This window comes from Nocardioides sp., from assembly GCF_024509035.1.
GTDB lineage: Bacteria > Actinomycetota > Actinomycetes > Propionibacteriales > Nocardioidaceae > Nocardioides.
In genome coordinates this window covers 1-18,612 of sequence record NZ_JANINT010000151.1, presented here as the reverse complement: position 1 = coordinate 18,612, position 18,612 = coordinate 1, and the positions used below count along the sequence as shown (strand labels likewise).

Here is an 18,612-nt window from a genome sequence, read left to right as displayed (position 1 = left end):
CGAACACTCATTGTTTGCCTTCGGGGCTGAGGGGATCGACTGGCAGGTCGCCTGCGATTCGCAAGCCGCATGTGCGAGGGGTGATCGTAAGGATCCGGCGGGCGTCGATGACGTATCCGTCGCCGGTGTTGCGGACGACGACGAGTGTCGGGTTCGGTGTCAGCGGGTGCGTGATCGAAAAGAGCGCGAGCGTTGCGAGGTCTGTCGGACTGGGTCCAACGTCGGCGGGGTGGGTGTGCCAGTCGCCGAGGTATCCGAGGCGGTGGTCGTCTCGCCGCGCGGCGTGCACGGCTGGCTGTGTTGCCCCTGCCGGGATCTTGTAGTGGTGTCGCCCTCGATACGGACTGGGAATCTCGATGGCTCGGGTGACCCATGGCTGGTCGTCGAGGTAGACGCCGATCAGGATGCCGCCGGTCTCGTTGGGGTGGGCCTTGGCGGCTGCTGCGACCATCGCGGATTCGGCTGATTCAGAGACGACGAGCAGCGGCTCGGGTACGCGACTACTCATGCGCCTCCACCTGGCCTTGGCTGGTCGAGGGTGCCAGTGCGGTCGAATGGTGCGTCCATTGCTCGGAATACGAGGATGCGCTCGTCAGGTCGTTCCCGACGCCCGGTGAGGTAGTCGATTGCGGCGTGTGCGATATCTGCTGCCGTTGCGAGGATGGCGGTGGGTGGGGCGTTGTTGATCGGTGCGGTGCAGCCCAGTTCGAGGAATCCGGCGTTTGGCTCGGCCGGATCCTGGGGCGGCAGGTTGTAGTAGTTCGGGTCTGTGGGGCGGGCCGCGATGAGAGTGTCGCCCTCGGATTGGCGCTGCACGCGTGCGATCGCGCCCTGATGGAAGATCGCGCCAGTGATGAGCGGCGTTCCGGTTCGACGGCAGACATCGGCGAGGGCGGCTGACAAGGAGAAGAGGCCGGTGCAGTCGATGACGAGGTCTACACCTTCAACCTGGGCGGTGAGCCCCGCTGGGTCATGCGGTAGGCCGCCATTCGGGTCGACATCGGTCCATGGCGCGTGGTCGTCCACCGTCATGGAAACAGCGAGGGTCTTCCGGTAGCCGACGAGGTACTGGTTGCTGACGTGGCGGACGAGGTTTCCCGTCTTGAGGTAGTCGTCGTCGTGGAGTCGAATGTGAGCGACGCCGCTGGCGGCGAGAGCGACAGCGACGTGTCCGCCCACGGATCCGGCACCAGCGAGCAGCACCGTCTTGTTGGCGAGGAGTTGTACGTCGGGTCCGGCTCGGCGCTTGCGAGCAGTCGCGTCGTTGGGTGACGCGGACATTGCCGATGTCTTGAGAGTGTCGCCTTGTCCCTCGAAGCCGACGACTACGGCGTCGTGCTCACGATCGTGGCGGGGCCAGGCGAGGACCACGAAGTCGTATCCGCCACTGGGCTCGGCGAGGGCGCTGGGTGCCCTCTCGCTGAGTCCTCGTTCAAGGTCGTCCCTCTGCCTCTTGGTGAGTGCTGCCCTGATGTCGTCGAGGTTCCGGGGCGGGACACCGATGTCACGTCGAAGGTAGAACGCGCCCTTCAGCAACCCCTGGTCGCCGTCTTCATCTGGCGAGGCATCAGCAGGCTTGAGCATGAGTGCTCGTTTGCCTTGCTTTGTGGCTGTGAGGGCGGCGCGGTATCCGTTGCTCCCGGCGCGGATGAGATCGCCGAAGGGAAGTTCCGCTTGGTAGGTGTTGCTCCCTCCGAACTGGAGATAGGCGTCGAGGGCGCGGTCTTCGAGTCGGAAGCCGCGCTGCGCTGTCTCCGCCCATTGATCGAGTCGTGCCCACAGTGTGTCCGGGTCTCGTCCTTCGACCTGGGCGGGGTCGTCGTCGGCCCAGAGGCAGATCGTGCCGTGGGCGGCGTGCTCGGTTTTGAGCCTATCGACGGTCACGTGGGCGTAGCGAAGAGGCCAGCCTTGGGGGAACCAGACCTGCATCCGAGTTGCGTCGGTGAGGGGCTTGAGGCTCTCGCGTATGGGGCCGGTCCACATTGCCTGCCCGGTGTTCCGCACCGGGGAGAAGCCTGCGTTGACTAGCGCAGAGCAGAACCGCTCGAACGCGGCGTCGTCGTAGGTCTCCAACGGGGGGTTACCCGTGACGGGGTTCCGGCCACGGAGGGCTCGCGAACCCGCGTGGCTGATTGCTGCCGACCGCGCTGACAGCGGTGACGGCCCCGAGGGAGAACCCGTTCGCGTCGCAGCCTTCGGGGAGCGGCAGCACCTGTCCGCGCTCGTTGGTTCCGAGGATTTCGCGCCACATCTTCGCTGCGCGGCATCGTTCGGAGTTGAGCGCCTCACGGGCCTGCTCGGCGAGACGGTTCAGGCTCTGTGCGGCGACGTTCCACTGCCATGAGTCGAGAGCGGGCTTCATGGGTGTTCGGAGCACTGGGTCGGGGAGACCGTCCTCGGCGCATGTCTCGAACCGCTTGGCGACCTGATCCATGGTCGAGGTCAGCAGTTCTGCCCAAGTGGTGCCGGTGACGAGTTGGTCCTTCCAGACGTAGTAAGCAACAACCTCAGTGAAGAGGCCACCGGGTCGTTCCTTCCCGAAGTGGATGTGCCGTACCTGTCGGAGGAGCCGCACAACGGGCCGGTAGGCGTTGACGCCACCGACGGCGGGACTCCACGTGGCGGTGGCGAGCGCCTTCGTGTCGTCAGCGAACTTGACCGGGTTGGTTTTGATCCAGCGCTTGTCGTCGTTGTTCCACAAGTCGCGGTCGCGGTTCGGGATGCCCCAGTGCTCCGCCCACGGGACGGCTGGGACGGCGTCGATGGAGAACGAGTTGTCGCTGTACTGGTCGTTGGGGTCCGGGAAGTCGATCTTGAGGGACCGGGCCTGACGAGTCACGCGACCGTCGATGTCGCGGTCCTTGAGGCCGTACTTCGCAACGAGTACGCGCTCGACGGCGTTGTAGACCTTCTCCGGGCTGTGCCGGACCGAGAGGTTCTTGAGCCGAAGGAAGACGTCGACGTCCTTGCCGGGATACCTAGCCGTCTGGCGGGCGTAGGACCCAATGAGGATGGAGTCGATGCCCCATTCGCAGAGTTCCGCATCGGCTTCGAGCAAGTCGCGGACCTCCGTGTGGGCCGCGATGGCGCGGTCTCGCTTGTCGCCACTGATGGTCACATTGCGGACCGCTTGCCCGAACTCGTTGTCCAGCGTCTCCATGGTTCAATCCCTCGTTGCTTTCCCTCGTATTCGTTCGCTCTGACCGTACGCGCCACCACCGACAGGTCTGCGCGCAGAACGGTCCGATCGGTATCGCCTTGCCTCTAATCGGCATGCTCGGAGCCGTTCCTGCCGGGTCGTTGCTCCTATGCGCGGGCCTCGGCGTGAAGGTTCTCGTGCACGAGTGAGCCGAGGAGGTGAACGAGAGCGACCTTGACCTTGTCGTCGGTGAAGAAGATGTCGGCCATCTTGTTGTGGCTGGTCTGGTTGCCGAGCACGGCTTCGATGACCGCATCGGAGAGGTCCGGGGACTCCATGAATTGCTTCTTGGAGTTGGTGGCGGCTTGAGACTGAATGGTGTCGTCGTCCATGAGGACGGTGACGACGCCTTCGACCCAGGAGCGCTGTTCGGCGGGGGTGAAGTCTTCTCCGGCGAACAGGTCGTTGACCTTGTTGAGGATCTCCTCGAACCGGACCATGCGGGGGTCGTGCTTCGCGCCGGTGCCAGCGGCGGAGACGGGCTTGAGCGGGTCGGCCTCGCCCTGCCTAAGGTCGAGCGCGACGTCGCTGGTCCGGGTCTGCTTGATGTGGGTGAGTTCGACGGTGGAGAAGTCGATCTCCTGGTTGCGCTGCCGGTTCGTCAACTGGCGGGCGAGGAACCGCAGGTAAAGGGACCGCTTCTCCAGATCGGCGTCCTGGTAGTTCACGATCTGGGAGAGGTAGTCGTAGAGCCGGATGAAGGAGCCGACGTCCTTCCGGAACAGGTCGAGTTCGTCGATGGTCGCCTTGTCGCCTGCCTCGACGGCGGTGTTGTAGCGGTTGTTGAACCGGTCCTTGGCTGCCTTCAGCGGGGCTTGGAGGGCGCTGTTGCCCTTGCCAAGCACGTACGCGTCCGCGAACGCGTCCACTTCGCCGGGGGTGTAGATGCCAGCGGCGTCCAACTTGGCTTGGAGGTCGTGGACCAGGTCCGGGTCGGTCTCGCCTTCGATGGTGGCGGTCTCGTAATGCTGTTTGAAGTCGGCCAGGATCTGGTCGGGGTCGTTGCGGAAGTCAAGGACGAAGGTGGTGTCCTTGCCGCCCGCCGGGTAGGTGCGGTTGAGCCGCGAGAGGGTCTGCACGGTGGAGACGCCTCGCAAGATCTTGTCCACGTACATGGCGCAAAGCAGCGGCTGGTCGAACCCGGTCTGGAACTTGTTGGCGACGAGCATGATCTGGAACTCGTTGGTTGCGAACGCACGCGGCAGTGACCGGCCTCGCAGGTCGGGGTTGAGGCTGGTTTCGGTGTAGGGCGGGGTCACGCCGAGGAAGGCGACCCCGGGTACGTCGATGGAGCCGGAGAACGCGACAAGGGTGGCGACATCTTTGTAGCCACGCTTCTTGATGTAGGCGTCGATGGCTTCCTTGTAGCGGACAGCGGCTTCGCGGGACTCGGTGACGACCATGGCCTTGGCGTGACCGTCGAGCAGGTGCCGCACGTTGGCGCGGTAGTGCTCGACGATGATCTGGACCTTCTGGGCAATGTTGGTCGGGTGAAGGGAGACCCACCGCATGAGGCCCTTGGTTGCCTCGGCCTCGTCGACCATTTTGACCTGGGACAACTTGGCCTTGCTGTCCTTGGCCTGCGCCTTGACCTTCTCTGCGATCCGGAAGGCGGTGTCATAGGTGGTGTAGTTCTGGAGAACGTCGAGGATGAAGCCCTCTTCGATGGCCTGCCGCATCGTGTACGTGTGGAACGGCTGCGGGACGCCGTTAGCGTCCTTGCGACCGAACAGGCCCATCGTCTTGGGCTTCGGGGTGGCGGTGAACGCGAAGAACGACAGATTCTTTGACTCGGCGCGTTCTTCCATCTCGGCGGCGAGGATGTCCTCGACCGCGACCTCTCCCCCGTCCTCGACTTCGGCCTGTTCCTCGGCGGTGAGGACCTTCCGCAACTGCTGCGAGGTGCGGCCGGTCTGGGAAGAGTGGGCCTCGTCAGCAATGATGGCGAACCTCTTGCCCGCCAGCCCCTTGTTGGCGGCGATCTCGGCCATCGCGAACGGGAACGTCTGCATCGTGACGACGACGATCAACTTGCCGTTCAGCAGTTGCTGAGCCAGCAGGCCGGACTTGGAGGTCTGGCCGACCTTGCGGGCCTCGTCGATGTTGATGCGGGCGACCGTTCCGGCGGTGCCTTCGATTTGCTTGATGGCTTGCTGCAACTGGTCGTCAAGGACGTTGCGGTCGGTGACGACGATGACCGAGTCGAACACCTTGCTGTTGTTCTCGTCGTGCAGCGTGGAGAGGCCGTGGGCGAGCCAGGAGATGCTGTTGGTCTTACCGGATCCGGCGGAGTGCTGTCCGAGGTAGCGGCGACCGGCTCCCTCAGCCTTGACGGTGTCGAGCAGGTTGGTAACAAGTTCCCACTGGTGGAAGCGAGGAAACAGCAGCGTCATCTCCTTCGACTTCGCACCGGTGATGGGGTCGATGTCGTCGCGGTGCTCGATGTGGAGGAACTTCCCGATGATGTGCAGCCACGCGTCGCGGTTCCAGACCCGCTCCCACATGTAGGACGTTGCGGAGCCCCCGGGGTTGACCGGGTTCCCGGCTCCCCCGTCGTTGCCCATGTTGAACGGCAGGAAGAAGGTGCCCGCCCCGGCCAACTTCGTGGTCATGTGGACTTCGTCGTTCGACATGGCGAAGTGCACAAGCGCACGGGAACCGAACTGCAGCAGCGGTTCGCCCTTTGGCAGCCGGTCCTTGCGGTACTGGACTTTGGCGTCCTCGACGCTCTGCATCGTGTCGGTCTTCAACTCGACCGTCGCAACTGGAAGGCCGTTAATGAAGAAGACCAGATCGATGGCGTCGCTCGGCCGCTGACGCGAGTGGTGGACCTGGCGCATCACGCGGAGGCGGACCTTGCCATACCGCTCCAACGTTGCCTCGTTGAGTGTGGTGGCGGGCTTGAAAACGCACATCTGGAACTTCGCGGGGGTCTTCTTGAACCCCTTGCGGAGTACGTTCAGCGTGCCGCCGCCAGCGTCAAGTGGCGCGTCAAGCGTCTTCACCAGACGGTCGAGGAACTGCTCTCGCGACTTCTTCCCGTCCACAGCGCTCGCGTCCGGCTTAACGACCTTCGCTAACTCCTCCGGCTGCGTGTCCTCAAGCCAGCCGAAAACGTCGTCAGGGAATAGTGCGCGGTCCCTGTCATACCCGGCGTCCGTGGCTGAGTACAGCCAGTCGTGGGCCTCCAGGTATGCGCACAGTTCGTCCTCGAATGCCTTTTCATGCTCAGAACCCATCCGCGTTCCTTTCGGAAAAGCAGCACGCGCGGCGACGAACCGGTGCAGACTTGCAGGCGCTTGACAAAATGTATGCGGACCGGAGATAGACGCAGTGCCGATCGTTCCCCCTGACTCGATGCGCGCATCGATCCATTCGAGCCTCAGAGACCTGCTCGCTCGCAACCCGATAGCGACGTCGTCGGAGTCGTATGTCCAGCATCATGTCGAGTTCGTCCTCCTCCGGGAGCAGCGGAACCCCCACTACACACTTCGCATCGGCATCAACTACCACGGGGCGAAGGTCCAGCACGTCACATTGGACAGGCGCGGTCGACTCATCGGCTGGAATCGGAATGGCGATGCTCTTGGCACGGGGGCGAGGGCCAAACTCCGCCTTGCAGGGCAGACCATCTTCCCGCGGGACCCGGACGAGCAACTGATGAGCGACAGCAAGGTGGGAGGCGGAGACGTCCCTCCTGGACGGTTTGTGCGGATCGAGTTCAAGGTCCGAGGCTGGCTCGGGAAGACAAGGAATCTCGACGGCATTCAACTGGAAAAGGACATCGACCTTCTCAAGAATGACCGCGCAGACCTCCTGGTTATCTGCCTGTCCGAGACCGCCCACCTGAAGTGGCGCGGCGAAGGCCCGCTCCATCAGGCGAACCGTCGGGTTGGCACGGCTCGGATTGCCCAGATCCTCAGCGACCCTGTAACGGTAGGGGCACAAGCACTGTCCAGAAATTTCACGTTCGAGGGCCAACGTTGGGCGAGTTCCACCGAGAGGGTCGTCGGCAGTAACGCCTCCGTGATGCCGGGCGCGATTCACTACGTCACCCTCGTCTGGCGACGCGCTACGAGGATCACGCCCGACATCGCGCCAACGCCCTGAGAGCACTCCCGGCGGTCACGCCCCACCTAGGCCGCCATCGGGTGCTGCACCAAGCCCGATCAGCAGGTCCATGCCCCGCCGACGGACCCGCGCCTGATCGGTTAACGACTCGAACAATCTGCGCGCCCCGTGGAACGACGCGATGCACTCTGCGAACGCAGCGCCGTCTTGGTATTCCGGGGGAGGAACTACCACAGGGACACTCGCCAGTTTGTCCGAGTTGATCTCCATAAACGTGGTGCCCTGACCGAGCGACTCAAGCAGGCCCTTGGAAGCCATCAGTTGATAGGCGAGGCATTCGGCTGTCAGAAAGCCGCCAGTCATAACGAGCCCCTTGCAGCCCTGATTGAACGTCGTCGCGATCTCGGTGACAGCGACGCTTCCAATGGGCGCTCGTGAACTGACCAGAACACTTCCAGGCGGCAATACCCGCGCGTTTCCGAGCCCTTGTTCTGTGACCGTGCGCAGCGTCGCTCGAAGAAACCCGTCTGCATTGTTGATGTCGACGGGCGTGGCCCAATGGACGTCTCCACCCCAATTCTCGTCCTCGGGAGTCGGCGTTCCACCATTGACGATCCGCACCACACGACGCAGCGGGACAACCGGCCACGACTGCTCGCGAGCGAGGCGGGCGAAGCCGCTGGCGAACTCGCGGACAGCGAGTGCGAGCCTCGTTGCTTCGGCCTCAGACTCTGCGAACCTATCCACGGTTCCATGGAAATCGAACGACTTCGGGTCAGGTCGAAACAGGCGCGCGAAGGGGATTTCATATCCGACCTTGGTCTTGGCGTGATCGACCCAAGCATCTGGGAGGTACGGAAGGACTTCGTTCTCGACGTAAGCACTGATCGTGATGTTGCGACCATCGTCACCATCAGTGTTCCCCCCATACGTGAACGGGATAGTTTCGGTGTCTCGAAGACTAGTGTCGGGCTCCGGATCGCCGTGCTTGTCGTAGCAGATGTCGGCTTTTTCGTCCTGCTCGCCGAGGGACTGCCAGAGAGCCTTTCGTTGTGGCGTGGTCAGCACGAGGCCGTGGTCGCGAAGGTGTGGGTTGAGGTCCTTGAGGAACGCCTCGCGGTTGAAGTAGGTGTCCAGCCCGAACGTTTCAAGGCACTCGCCCAGTGTGTCGAGGTCAAGCGTCTTGAGTGACTTGGCTGCGAGTGCATTCTTAATGCGGTCGGGCGTGCAGTTGAAGTTTAGTCTGAGCGGACGTTCGACGGTGATGGTCCAGTAGCCGAACTCGTCGTTGCTGAGGTTCTTGGAATGGTCGCTTTCGGCGAGATCGTCGTACAGCCGCATGATGGTCTCGCGCGCAGAGTCGGGGAGTTCACGACTCTTGGACCCGAGGCTCTTGGACATCTTGGTGTACATGTCGGACGCGTCGATCAACTGGATCTTGCCGACGCGTGCGGCTTGCTTGGTGTTGTCGAGCAGCCAGATGTAGGTCGAGATGCCGGTGTTGTAGAACATGTTGGTCGGGAGAGAGACGATGGCTTCCACCATGTCGCTCTCGATCAGCCAGCGGCGAATCTCGCTCGGTCCGGATTCTGCGCCACCGCTGAATAGGGGTGAGCCGTTGAGGACGATGGCGGCGCGACCACCACCATCCTCGATTGGGCGCATCTTTGTCGCAAGATGCTGGAGGAACAGCATCTGTCCGTCAGACGTGGGCGGCAGTCCGCCAGGGAACCTGGAGTCCTTTCCGGCGCGCTCGTACTCGGCGACAACGTCTTCATGAGAAGCCTTCCAGTCGACGCCGTAGGGCGGATTGGAAAGGCAGTAGTCGAAGGTGCGCCCGGCGAACAGATCTTCGGCGAGGGTGTCACCCAACTTGATATTGGCTGGATCCTGGCCCTTCGCGATCATGTCGCTCTTGCAGATGGCGTAGGACTGGTCGTTGATCTCCTGGCCAAACAGGGTCAGGCGAGCATCTGGGTTGCGGGACTTGAGGTGTTCATCGGCAACGGAGAGAAAGCCACCAGTGCCTACGGTGGGGTCGTAGACCGTGCGGACGACGCCCTTCTCGGTGAGTGCGTCTCCGTCCTCGGCGAAGACTAGGTCGACAGCCAGACGAATGGCGTCACGTGGAGTGAAGTGCTCTCCGGCGGTCTCATTGGAGGCTTCGGCGAACTTGCGGATGAGTTCCTCGAACAGGTCGCCCATCTCAGCATTGGTCACCGTGTCCGGGTGCAGGTCAATGTCGGCGAACCTGCACAGGAGAATGTAGAGCCGGTTCTTCTCGTCGAGTTTCGTAATCTCGTTCTCGAACCCAAACCGCTCAAAAACATCAATATTGGACGAGAACTTGCTCACGTAGTCGATGAGGTTGTGCCGAAGACCGTCCGGGTCCTTCTTCAGGCGTGCTAGGTCGTAGGCGGAGGTGTTGTAGAAGTTCAGCCCGAACTCACGACGAACCTTTATGTCGAGAATCTCCTCGCGACTCTCGGACTCGGCGAGGGCGCGCACCTGATCTCGGGTGGGTTCGAGGATGCAGTCCAGGCGGCGGAGGATCGTCATCGGGAGGATGACGTTGCCGTACTGGTTGGGCCGGTACACGCCTCGCAACTGGTCCGCGATCGACCAGACGAAGTTGCCAAGGTTGCTCATCAAACTGCTCCGCTTCTAACTGCAATCGAGTAGTGCTGTACGGCTATTCGGCACAGATGCTGTGATCCACACTGCCCGGAATTGACGACTGGTCGACCGGTTCGGCGCGCACACGCTGAAACACCTCAACCCTAGAGAGGACCGCCGACAGAGTCAGTGGAACGCGCCTGGCCCGGCGATGGTGGCGATGAGGTGACCGGGGGCACCGGCCTCCCACCGGCGACCCCCTCCGCCCAGGTGGCGCACAGACTCCTCGGCGAGGAGCAGGCACCTGCGGACGGCGTCGGCGTGTAGTGACCGTCCCGTCTCCGACGGCGAACCTCACAGGCCAGCCATGACGGCTCCTCGGCTGCTCGGTCATGATCGTCATCGACGCCGCACGGGGGCGCTGGTGAGGTGCCATCCGAAGCACCGGTCGCACTGGTACGCACGGTGCTCCTGCCTAGGCCGGTTGGTGTTGTCGCGTCTCTGTATGCGGGCGAGTGCCATCAGTGCGTCGACGCGCGTGCGGTATCGCTGCTTGCGACAGCGTTTGCCCGACCGGCTTCCGCTCATGCCTACTCAGAGAGACGAAGTAATTCGGGCACGAACACGCGCGGCTCGGGCAAGGTCGGCGGGGTCCAGTCGGGGCTCTGAACCACCAGCGGAGGGGTCGAGCCCTCCCACAGTCGTATGCCCCCCACTGATCCGGGGCAGCCGCCTCCGGGCCGCACGCGGGCAACGCAAGATGAGGCGCACGTACCCACAGCCCCTCGGTGAGCGGATTACGCACGACCCCGCCCAGGCCACCCGGCTCATCGAGGGCAGGTTCGCCGGTGCCCAAGGCGACCACGCCACGTACTCGGGGGCATGGTTCGGACTCGTGCAACCGAGGTGGTTGAACGGAATGCCATTCATCCACTCGTCGCTGAGGGCGTGCCAAGCACGCGCCTGAATCTCGACGCTTGTGCCGCGGGTCTGGGAACAGTTGGGTGACACTTTGCGGGTCCTCTCGCAGGCTAGGGCTACGTGACGAGCCGCCGACCCTCGACTCGGGTCCCGCACGGTAGACGCGGGGTCCGACAAGGGCGGCACACCGGACTAGACGTCCCGCGACCGGCGATGATGCATCGGGCTTACCTGCCCGCCGACCGGGCTCCCAGTCGACTCGATGCACGCGAATCCGTGCGGCACGGGCACTACCCGGCGTCGTTGAGGGTTCCCTGATCAGGGTTGGGATAGCCACCTAGGAACGGGACGCCGACCGCACCGGCGATGCGGTGCAGTTGATACAGGGTGGGAGATGTCGTTCCGTTGATGATGCGTCCAAGGGTGTTGACGTTCATCTCGGCACGCGTGGCTGCTTCCCCTCGCGTCAGCCCCGCGTCTCTGATGCGTGCCACGATCTCCCGCGCGATCTGGTGATGGTGCGCCGCTGCAGCGAGAGACGCCTTCTCTGCATCCGTCTGCGCTGGCTTCCACTGTGGCCTGCGTGTCACACCAAAGACGTGTCGGCCGCCGTTTCTGTTCTTGCCGTGGGCCTTTTCGTCGGCAAGCCACAGGCGCGGTTCGCGGTCTTCGGACTCTTCACCCACGAGGGAAGTCTAGAGCAGGGCTCTGTGCGCCTCGTCCTGCGAAATGCATACGTTTTGTCAAGATCTCTAGTGCTAATCTCTAGTTTCACAGATGAACTCTCGGATGAACGAGTTTATGGTTAAACTCGCCTGCACTCCCTCGGCCCCGGTCGGCATGGCTTCCGCTGATCGGCGTGGTCGGCTGCTCACCCTCGACGCATGGAGCACCAGAGGCGTCCCCCGGGGGCCACGGCCAGCCTCCACGTCGACTTCGAACGTTTGTTCGACATCTGGCGGTCTGCTGGTGTAGGACGTCGACTGGCACCTCTGCAGCACCGAGGTCGGCTCCGAGGTCACCGTCCCAGCCATCCCCTCGTGGCCGCCGCAGCGGCGCGTGGCCCGGAGTCCACCCAGTCAGCGCAAAGGACAGCGCATGAGTAACGTCCACTACCTCACGGCACCCGTCCAGACCTCATCCCTCGGGCGGCATAAGCCGCCTGCGCTGCGGTATCGGCCGCCGATCCAGCCGGTTAGGCCGGTCTGGTCGCACACCGCGTCGTGGGAGGACCTGGCCTACTTGCAGTCCGTCGAGCCGCTGGACGGGATGCCCGAGGGTTGGGGACACCGGTGGACCGTGGAGTTCATGCATGGCCGGAACCTCTTGACGCAGCGGGCAGCGACCGTCTCGGTCGGGGACCTGCTGGCGGCCGATCCGATGCTCAAGAACTCGTGGCACAAGAACAAGACGTGCCGGGGTGCGTTACCTGGACTCGACCGACGGGCTGCATGCGCACGCGTCGATGTTCGAGCGGAAGACGCTCCTCCTGCTCGACTTCCACGGCGCGACCTCGGTCGCGGCGCAACCGTTCACGCTGTCCTACGAACTCAGTGGCCGGGTCCGGCATCACACCCCGGACTTCCTGGCCTGGGTTGACGGGGTTCCGACCGTCATCAACTGTCGACCAGCCACGCTGGTGAAGCCCCGGCTGCTCGAAGACGTGGCAGCACTTGGAGCGATGTGCCTCTCGCGTGGCTGGCACAACACGCTAGTTGTCGGCTACCCGCCGCCACCGCTCGCTGCCGTTGACGCGTGGACCGCGCATTCGACCGCTCAGGACGTCTTCGGGTACGGCGAGGACCTCATCGACAGGCTCTCCGGTGGGCCACTTCGCTTTGACGAACTGACCGACGGGTTCGAGGCGACTGCCGTCTCGCGGGCTGTCGCGCAGTTGCTGCTGTGGGGGCGGGAACTCTCCGTCAATGTTGCTGAGCCGTTCGACGACGACACCCTCGTCTACCTGCCCGAGCACTTTTCCGGAGGCGGTGCAGTGTGAGCAACTTCCGTCCCGTCCCCGGCAACGAGTTCCTCCTGTACGGGAAGTGGCACCAGGTCGAGTCGTACAACCGGGCTGACGGCTACATCGTGGCCGTCGACCAGACCGGCACCTTCTCGACGTTCACGCTCGAAGAACTCATTCATCACCCCGCGCTCGCCGTACCCGAGGAGAAGCCCGCCCTCGTCGACCTGTCCGGGTTCGTCAGCGACCACGACCGTCGGTTGGCGATGCTTCGCATCGACGAAGTGCAGGAGGCCGTTACCGGCTTCCGGTCCGGCGAAGCGCGAGATGCCCGCACTGGTGAGCCCCGCCCCCAGTACGACCCGAAGACAACGACCAAAGGGGCCCGGCTACTGGCGAAGGCCGTAGAACTCGACACCCCCGCGAACCGGGAACTCGGGCTCAAGATGTCGGTCAGGACGATGCGGCGCATCGACAAGGCTCTCCAAAGCGGCGATGCGATCCACCACTCGCTCGGCAAGCACAAGCCCCGGCATTCCAGCGGACGCCGCGCCATGACAGCCGAGTTCGAGCAGGCCACTCGCGAAGTGATCGAGAGCCGCAAGAAGGGCTCTACGACCACGTTGCAGACCCTCTGGACCGAAACCCAAGGGCGGCTCATCTTCACCAGAGGCGAGGTCTGGTTCGAGTCCTGCAAGAAGCCGTCCTACAGCACATGGTGGCGATGGCTTCACGACAACTACACGCCGAGCCAACTCACTGGGCGTGCGTCCACGCGCGCGACCGCAACCGAAGCACCCAAGGGCGGATTCGACCGGACCAACCTGACCCGGCCGGGACAACTCGTCCTCATGGACACCAACAGCCTCGACGTCCTGCTGAAAGGCACCGAACTCGAAGGAGTGGTGCGCGGGTCGCTCATCGCTGCCATCGACGGCTACTCGTGGGCATGTCCCGCACTGCGGGTCGTCGAACAGTCCGAGACCGCGTTCGACGTGGCGATGACGTTCCTCGATATCGGCCGCCCGAAGCAGATGGATCCCAAGTGGGGAAGCGAGTACCGGTGGTCCTTCGTCGGCATGCCTGAGCACCTGCTCGCCACCGTCGGCGGCTACACAGAGGTGGCCGGGATGCCGGTCATCAACGTCGAAGCACTCGGGCTCGACCACGGCAGCACCTACAAGTCCCGCAAGACCAGGCAACTGGCCAAGAAGTACAAAGTCGACCTGCTTCCTGCCCGCGTCAGGATGGGATCCGACAAGGCACCCGTCGAACGGTTCTTCGGCGCACTCCGCTCCATGCTCCTTGAGAAACTCGCGGGGTACCGCGGCAGCAGGCCCGGCCGAACGCGGCGAGAACGTCGAGGCCGAAGCCGAATGGACCGCACAGCGACTCGAAGACCTCATCACCGAATGGGTCATCCTCGTCTGGCAGACCCACATCATGGACAAGCACAAGCCCGCCTGGTGCCCCGAAGGGGACTGGTCGCCCAACGACCTCTACCAGCACGGCATCACCACCGGCGGGTTCATCCCCAACATCCTCACCAGCCAGGACTACTACGCCGCGCTGCGCACCACACACGTCAAGATTCACTCGCGCGGGATCAACGTCAACGGCCTCTGGTACGACGACGCAGTCCTCGACCTATGGCGCTACAAGCCCGCCCCCACGGGCTCCAAAAAGTGGGTCGTCCAGGCCGACGAACGCGACCTGCGCTACGTCCATTGGATCGACGCCAACGGCGAACGCCACCAACTCGAATGGTCCGGCTGCAGGGGCGACCTGCCCGCGTTCTGTAAGCGGCACGTCAATGCCCTTCGCCGACGGGTCGGCGACCTCAAGCGGTACGACTCCGACGAACTCGCGCTCATCCTGCTCACCAAGATCCTGCCGGTGCCCGACTCGACCGGACAGTGGACCACCGATGACCGCAAGACCAACGCCGCCGCCTCCCGCCACAACCGCGAACTCCAACTCGCCGAACGCGACATGACCAAGGCAGGGCTGCGGTCGACCGAGCCGGACGTGTCCGACTCGACTGAAGGCCGAAAGGCAACGGCCGGTGCCGTCGTGACCAGCCAGAAGACCGCCCACCAACAGGCCGTCGAAGCGACGCGCAGGGCACAACGCGCCAAGGCCACCGCAGGTAACGACATCGAGGCCGCCCCACAACTCGGATCCGGAAGGTCCGGCCTGTTGGGCGGCTACCACCCCATCGACACGGACGGTGCAGCGTGACTATCGCCCCCACCTTCAGCAACGCCTGGTTCATCCAGTTGAAGAAGGCCGACATCTCCAACCTCGACGGATGGCAGGAGTTCGTCACCGACCGCCACGCCTACGAGCCGCCTCCCCTCTACACGCCCGACGAGTACGACGCCCTCACGCCCGCCGACCGGGGTCGCTACGACCTCGCTCGGCGCATCGCGAACATCAACCTGCCTAAGCACGAGACACCGATGACGCAGCAAGTCCGTTCCGACCTTGAACCGACCCTGCACGCCAACCTGTTCTCCAGCGACCCCGGCGTTCGTGCCGGAGTGTTCATCTCAGCCGACGGCGGCCTCGGCAAGTCCACTCTCATGCGTGAGATCGCAGCCGACTTCGACAACGAAGTCCGCGCACTTCAGCAACTCGCCCCCGGCCTGTTCCCGCCGCGCAACGACCGCTGGGTGCCGGTCGCTTGGGTGACCGTCCCCCCAAAACTGTCCATCCGGAGCCTCGCCATAGCGATCCTCGACTATTACGGTGCACCACTCCGCAAGAGTGACACCGACGCCGCCCTCACGAAGCGCGTCGAAGACACCATTCGAGACTGCGGGACAAAGTTGCTCGTCCTCGACGACATCACCCGCTACAAGGACTACGAGGCTGACCGGTTCGCCTCGGACTGGATCCGCAACCTCATGGAGACCTCAGTGACCATCGTCGCCATGGGCGTCGACGTCCGAGGCTCCGGAATCCTCTACGACGGTAAGACCAACCGAGAACAGCAACTCCGTACCCAGACCGCCCGCCGGTTCACCGTCCTCACCATGGAGCCATTCCCCTATGACTCCCCCTCCGATATCAGGGCCTGGGTCGCCCACCTCCGCGCGCTCGAAGAGGATCTGTTCCTCATCCACAAGGCACCCGGCATGCTCTCCGATGACCTCGCCGACTACCTGCACGAACAGACCGAGGGTGTCATCGGAGTCTTGACCAAGTGGGTCTCAATAGCCGCCATGAAAGCCGTCGGACGACCGGAGAAGAGGGGCGGCGAATACCTCACCCAAGCCGACTTCGACGACACCCCTATCCCGTCCGTCCTCTCCCTCAAGGAAGACGTGGACCCCCTCACCCCACCTCCGCCGAGCAAGTCCGGGACCAGGAAGCGCAAGAAGGGGCGCAACACCATGTACGACCAGCCACCGCGCACAGAAGCGGGGGCCGCGTGAGCGAAACACCCTGGGCCCGGCGACTGCCCCGCTCGAACCAGCCCCTGCCGGGCGAATCCCTCGCCGGATATCTGCTCAACCTCGCCCACCGGCTGGACCTCTCCCCAGCCGATGTCATCAAACGCACCGGCATCAAGACCCTCACCCGTGTCAGCGTGCTCGACCTCTCCTACAGCGTCACGCTCCCACTCGATGCCGCGCAACGGCTCGGAACCGCCTCCGGGCTAACCGACGCGCAAGTCACCGGGCTCACGCTGGACAGTTTCGGGACTGTGCTCGACATGGCGCGCCCCGGCAAACGGATCGCCCGCTCGAACTACGGAAACAAGTGGGTCAATCCGGGCCGTACCCGCGCATGCCCAGACTGTCTGCGCGAATCACCCCACCCGGTCTGGAGCACCCGATGGATCATGCCGTGGGCGCTGGCCTGCACCATCCACGGCACTCTGCTCATCGACCAGTGCCCCGCATGCGGCACGTCTCTCGGCGACCCCGGCCCCGGATCCATCAGGAGCCTCATCCCGAGCGTCGCGAGCCCGGTTGAGCACCCAGCCGCCTGCCGCAGCACCACTGGACGGGTCATGTGCAACCACCGCTTCGACCAAGCGGACCCCATACAGGCGCAGCCGCATCTCCTGTTCCTTCAGCAGCGTCTCAACCAGGCCGTGGCGAATCCCACCGCCGACGGCAATCAGTGGCTGCGCGACCTTCGCCTGATCGCACTCCTTCTCGTCGCCGTCGGCCTGCCCGACGACCTAACGCCAACCCCTTACGCCGACGCCGCCCGACAGCACGCCCACGAACGGCGGCACAACAGCGACAAGGCCCGAGACCACAGCATCCCGCCGGGCTCCGGCCAAGCAACCGCAGGTCTTCTGCTCGCCGCAGACAAACTGCTCAAGAACGCCGAAGCCTCAGACGACCTCGCCGACCTCAACCGTCAAGCCACCGAGCAAGCACCCACACCCTGGGAGCAGGCAAAGAACAAAAGCGGCCCTTCACTTCGGCTCCACGAAGCCCTCCACCGTCACAAGCGAAGCACGACCCGACCTCAACGCCTCGCCGCGTACCTGCCCACGGTCGAAGGTCTCGCCCCCGAACACATCCCCGCGTACCTTCCCGCAGCCCTGTTTGACGCACACCTCGCCGACGCTCGTCACCCATCCGGGACTAACGGCCAACGCAGCCGCTACGAACGCCCCCTCCGTCGCTACGCCCCAATTGCCGTCGCCATGCACGCGTCGCAGATCGACGCCACCACAGCAGGACGTCTGCTCGGTTATCCCGACACCCTCACAGCCGCCGCCTGCGCCCGCGCCTCTGAAGCCTTCCGAGACCATGGCGGCGAACCCGAACTGTTCCGCCGCATCGCAGCAATCACGAGCCACTACGCCACCGCTGCTCGAATCGACTACCGCAGACGCCGCGACCACTTTGACGCCGGTTGGCGCATCCCCGACGACGAATGGACCCCACTCCAAACCTCGCTCGCGCGCAACAATCGCCCCTGGCAGATCCGGCACATCGAATACTCCGCCTGGGTCTGGAGCCTCATCACCATCGGAGACCCACTTCTCGCCCCCATGACCCGTATCGAGCGCAACGGCCGCCAAAGCACCAACGGCACCCGACTTGCACACGATCACCGGCGCTGGGGCAACGCCACCCTGCGGTACCTCGACGCTCTTGCCGCGCGCCTCGCCGCCACCATCGACGCCGACATCTGACGCGTTCAAGGCGTGATCCTCCGCCACGTGACTGCACTGCTCCGGAGCGACGTACGCTCATGTCCACGCTAAGTGACACGACCGAACCGGTCATGTCCACGCAAAATGAAACGGCAAGCACTCATGTCCACCGAGAGTGAAATCGGCCGTGGCCACCAAGTGAAACGTCACGCTCAGGCGGGGGCCACGAATGTCCACTCAAAGTGAAGGTTCACACGCCGCCGGGTCCGGGCCCGGCGCGCGCCGGGTCGTGACGTAGGGTGTGCGCCGAAAGGGAGTAGTCCCCAACAGTCGCGTCGACATGCTGGCCCCCGGGCCCGGCGCGGCAGGCCACCTCGGTGGCGGACGAGACTTTCGACCAGCTGCCCGACCCTTGAGACGGACGAGCCTGGTCGAAGGGTCGTCCAGGATCTGGCCGATGCCCTCGGCCGGACTCGGAGAGGATCCGACCACCATGTACGCCTTCCTGCTGAGCACCGCCGTGATCTTCGTGGCCGAGCTCGGCGACAAGAGCCAGCTGATGGCCATGACGTTCGCCGCCCGCTACCGAGCGCGCGACGTGCTCATCGGCATCACCGTCGCCACAGCCGTCGTCCACCTCGCCTCGGTGGGCATCGGCTACTTCATCGGCGACGCGTTCGCCGACCAGCAGCACTGGATCTCGATCGCCGCCGG

The 18,612-nt window shown here is 64.1% G+C and carries 13 protein-coding genes; 6 read left to right on the top strand and 7 right to left on the bottom strand.

The annotated features are described in order from the left end of the window. Positions 1 to 7: 7 nt before the first annotated feature. The 4 genes from Q0L15_RS12055 to Q0L15_RS12040 form a co-directional block, all read right to left on the bottom strand. Positions 8 to 508 (bottom strand): Mov34/MPN/PAD-1 family protein, encoded by a 501-nt coding sequence (locus Q0L15_RS12055; RefSeq protein ID WP_296604657.1) that lies wholly within the window; start codon positions 506 to 508, stop codon positions 8 to 10. Next, positions 505 to 2,073 carry a ThiF family adenylyltransferase gene (locus Q0L15_RS12050; RefSeq protein ID WP_296604655.1) on the bottom strand — a complete coding sequence of 523 codons (1,569 nt, stop codon included), beginning with the start codon at positions 2,071 to 2,073 and terminating at the stop codon, positions 505 to 507. The genes Q0L15_RS12055 and Q0L15_RS12050 overlap by 4 nt, the downstream gene beginning before the upstream one ends. Positions 2,074 to 2,080: 7 nt before the next feature. Further along, positions 2,081 to 3,160 (bottom strand): nucleotidyltransferase, encoded by a 1,080-nt coding sequence (locus tag Q0L15_RS12045; RefSeq protein WP_296604654.1) that lies wholly within the window; start codon positions 3,158 to 3,160, stop codon positions 2,081 to 2,083. A gap of 146 nt (positions 3,161 to 3,306) precedes the next feature. Continuing rightward, positions 3,307 to 6,438, bottom strand: coding sequence for a DEAD/DEAH box helicase family protein (locus tag Q0L15_RS12040; RefSeq protein ID WP_296604652.1), 3,132 nt, complete (start codon positions 6,436 to 6,438; stop codon positions 3,307 to 3,309). 118 nt (positions 6,439 to 6,556) lie between these two features. On the opposite strand from Q0L15_RS12040, the gene Q0L15_RS12035 reads away from it, so the two are divergent. Further along, entirely contained in the window at positions 6,557 to 7,309 is a 753-nt protein-coding gene (locus Q0L15_RS12035) for a hypothetical protein (RefSeq protein ID WP_296604650.1), read from the top strand. Between the two features lie 15 nt (positions 7,310 to 7,324). On the opposite strand, the gene Q0L15_RS12030 is transcribed toward Q0L15_RS12035, so the two are convergent. Further along, entirely contained in the window at positions 7,325 to 9,919 is a 2,595-nt protein-coding gene (locus Q0L15_RS12030) for an N-6 DNA methylase (RefSeq protein WP_296604648.1), read from the bottom strand. 1,178 nt (positions 9,920 to 11,097) lie between these two features. Beyond that, complete coding sequence (locus Q0L15_RS12025; RefSeq protein WP_296604647.1) at positions 11,098 to 11,493, bottom strand: helix-turn-helix transcriptional regulator; 396 nt, start codon at positions 11,491 to 11,493, stop codon at positions 11,098 to 11,100. Between the two features lie 734 nt (positions 11,494 to 12,227). On the opposite strand from Q0L15_RS12025, the gene Q0L15_RS12020 reads away from it, so the two are divergent. Next, entirely contained in the window at positions 12,228 to 12,806 is a 579-nt protein-coding gene (locus Q0L15_RS12020; RefSeq protein ID WP_296604645.1) for a hypothetical protein, read from the top strand. Positions 12,807 to 13,159: 353 nt separating this feature from the next. Here Q0L15_RS12020 and Q0L15_RS12015 read toward each other — a convergent pair whose 3' ends face one another. Next, the gene (locus Q0L15_RS12015) at positions 13,160 to 13,939 is read right to left on the bottom strand and encodes a hypothetical protein (protein WP_296604643.1); all 780 of its coding nucleotides are present in this window, start codon (positions 13,937 to 13,939) and stop codon (positions 13,160 to 13,162) included. A gap of 136 nt (positions 13,940 to 14,075) precedes the next feature. Here Q0L15_RS12015 and Q0L15_RS12010 point away from each other — a divergent pair, with 136 nt between their 5' ends. The 4 genes from Q0L15_RS12010 to Q0L15_RS11995 form a co-directional block, all read left to right on the top strand. Further along, on the top strand, positions 14,076 to 15,011 hold the full coding sequence (locus Q0L15_RS12010) for a hypothetical protein (protein ID WP_296604641.1): 936 nt from the start codon (positions 14,076 to 14,078) through the stop codon (positions 15,009 to 15,011). Continuing rightward, positions 15,008 to 16,210: a TniB family NTP-binding protein gene (locus Q0L15_RS12005; RefSeq protein ID WP_296604639.1), complete on the top strand. Its 1,203-nt coding sequence runs from the start codon at positions 15,008 to 15,010 to the stop codon at positions 16,208 to 16,210. The genes Q0L15_RS12010 and Q0L15_RS12005 overlap by 4 nt, the downstream gene beginning before the upstream one ends. Then, entirely contained in the window at positions 16,207 to 17,937 is a 1,731-nt protein-coding gene (locus Q0L15_RS12000; RefSeq protein ID WP_296604638.1) for a TniQ family protein, read from the top strand. Before Q0L15_RS12005 ends, Q0L15_RS12000 begins: the two co-directional genes overlap by 4 nt. A gap of 454 nt (positions 17,938 to 18,391) precedes the next feature. Beyond that, the coding region (locus tag Q0L15_RS11995) for a TMEM165/GDT1 family protein (protein WP_296604637.1) at positions 18,392 to 18,612 on the top strand (221 nt) is incomplete at its 3' end.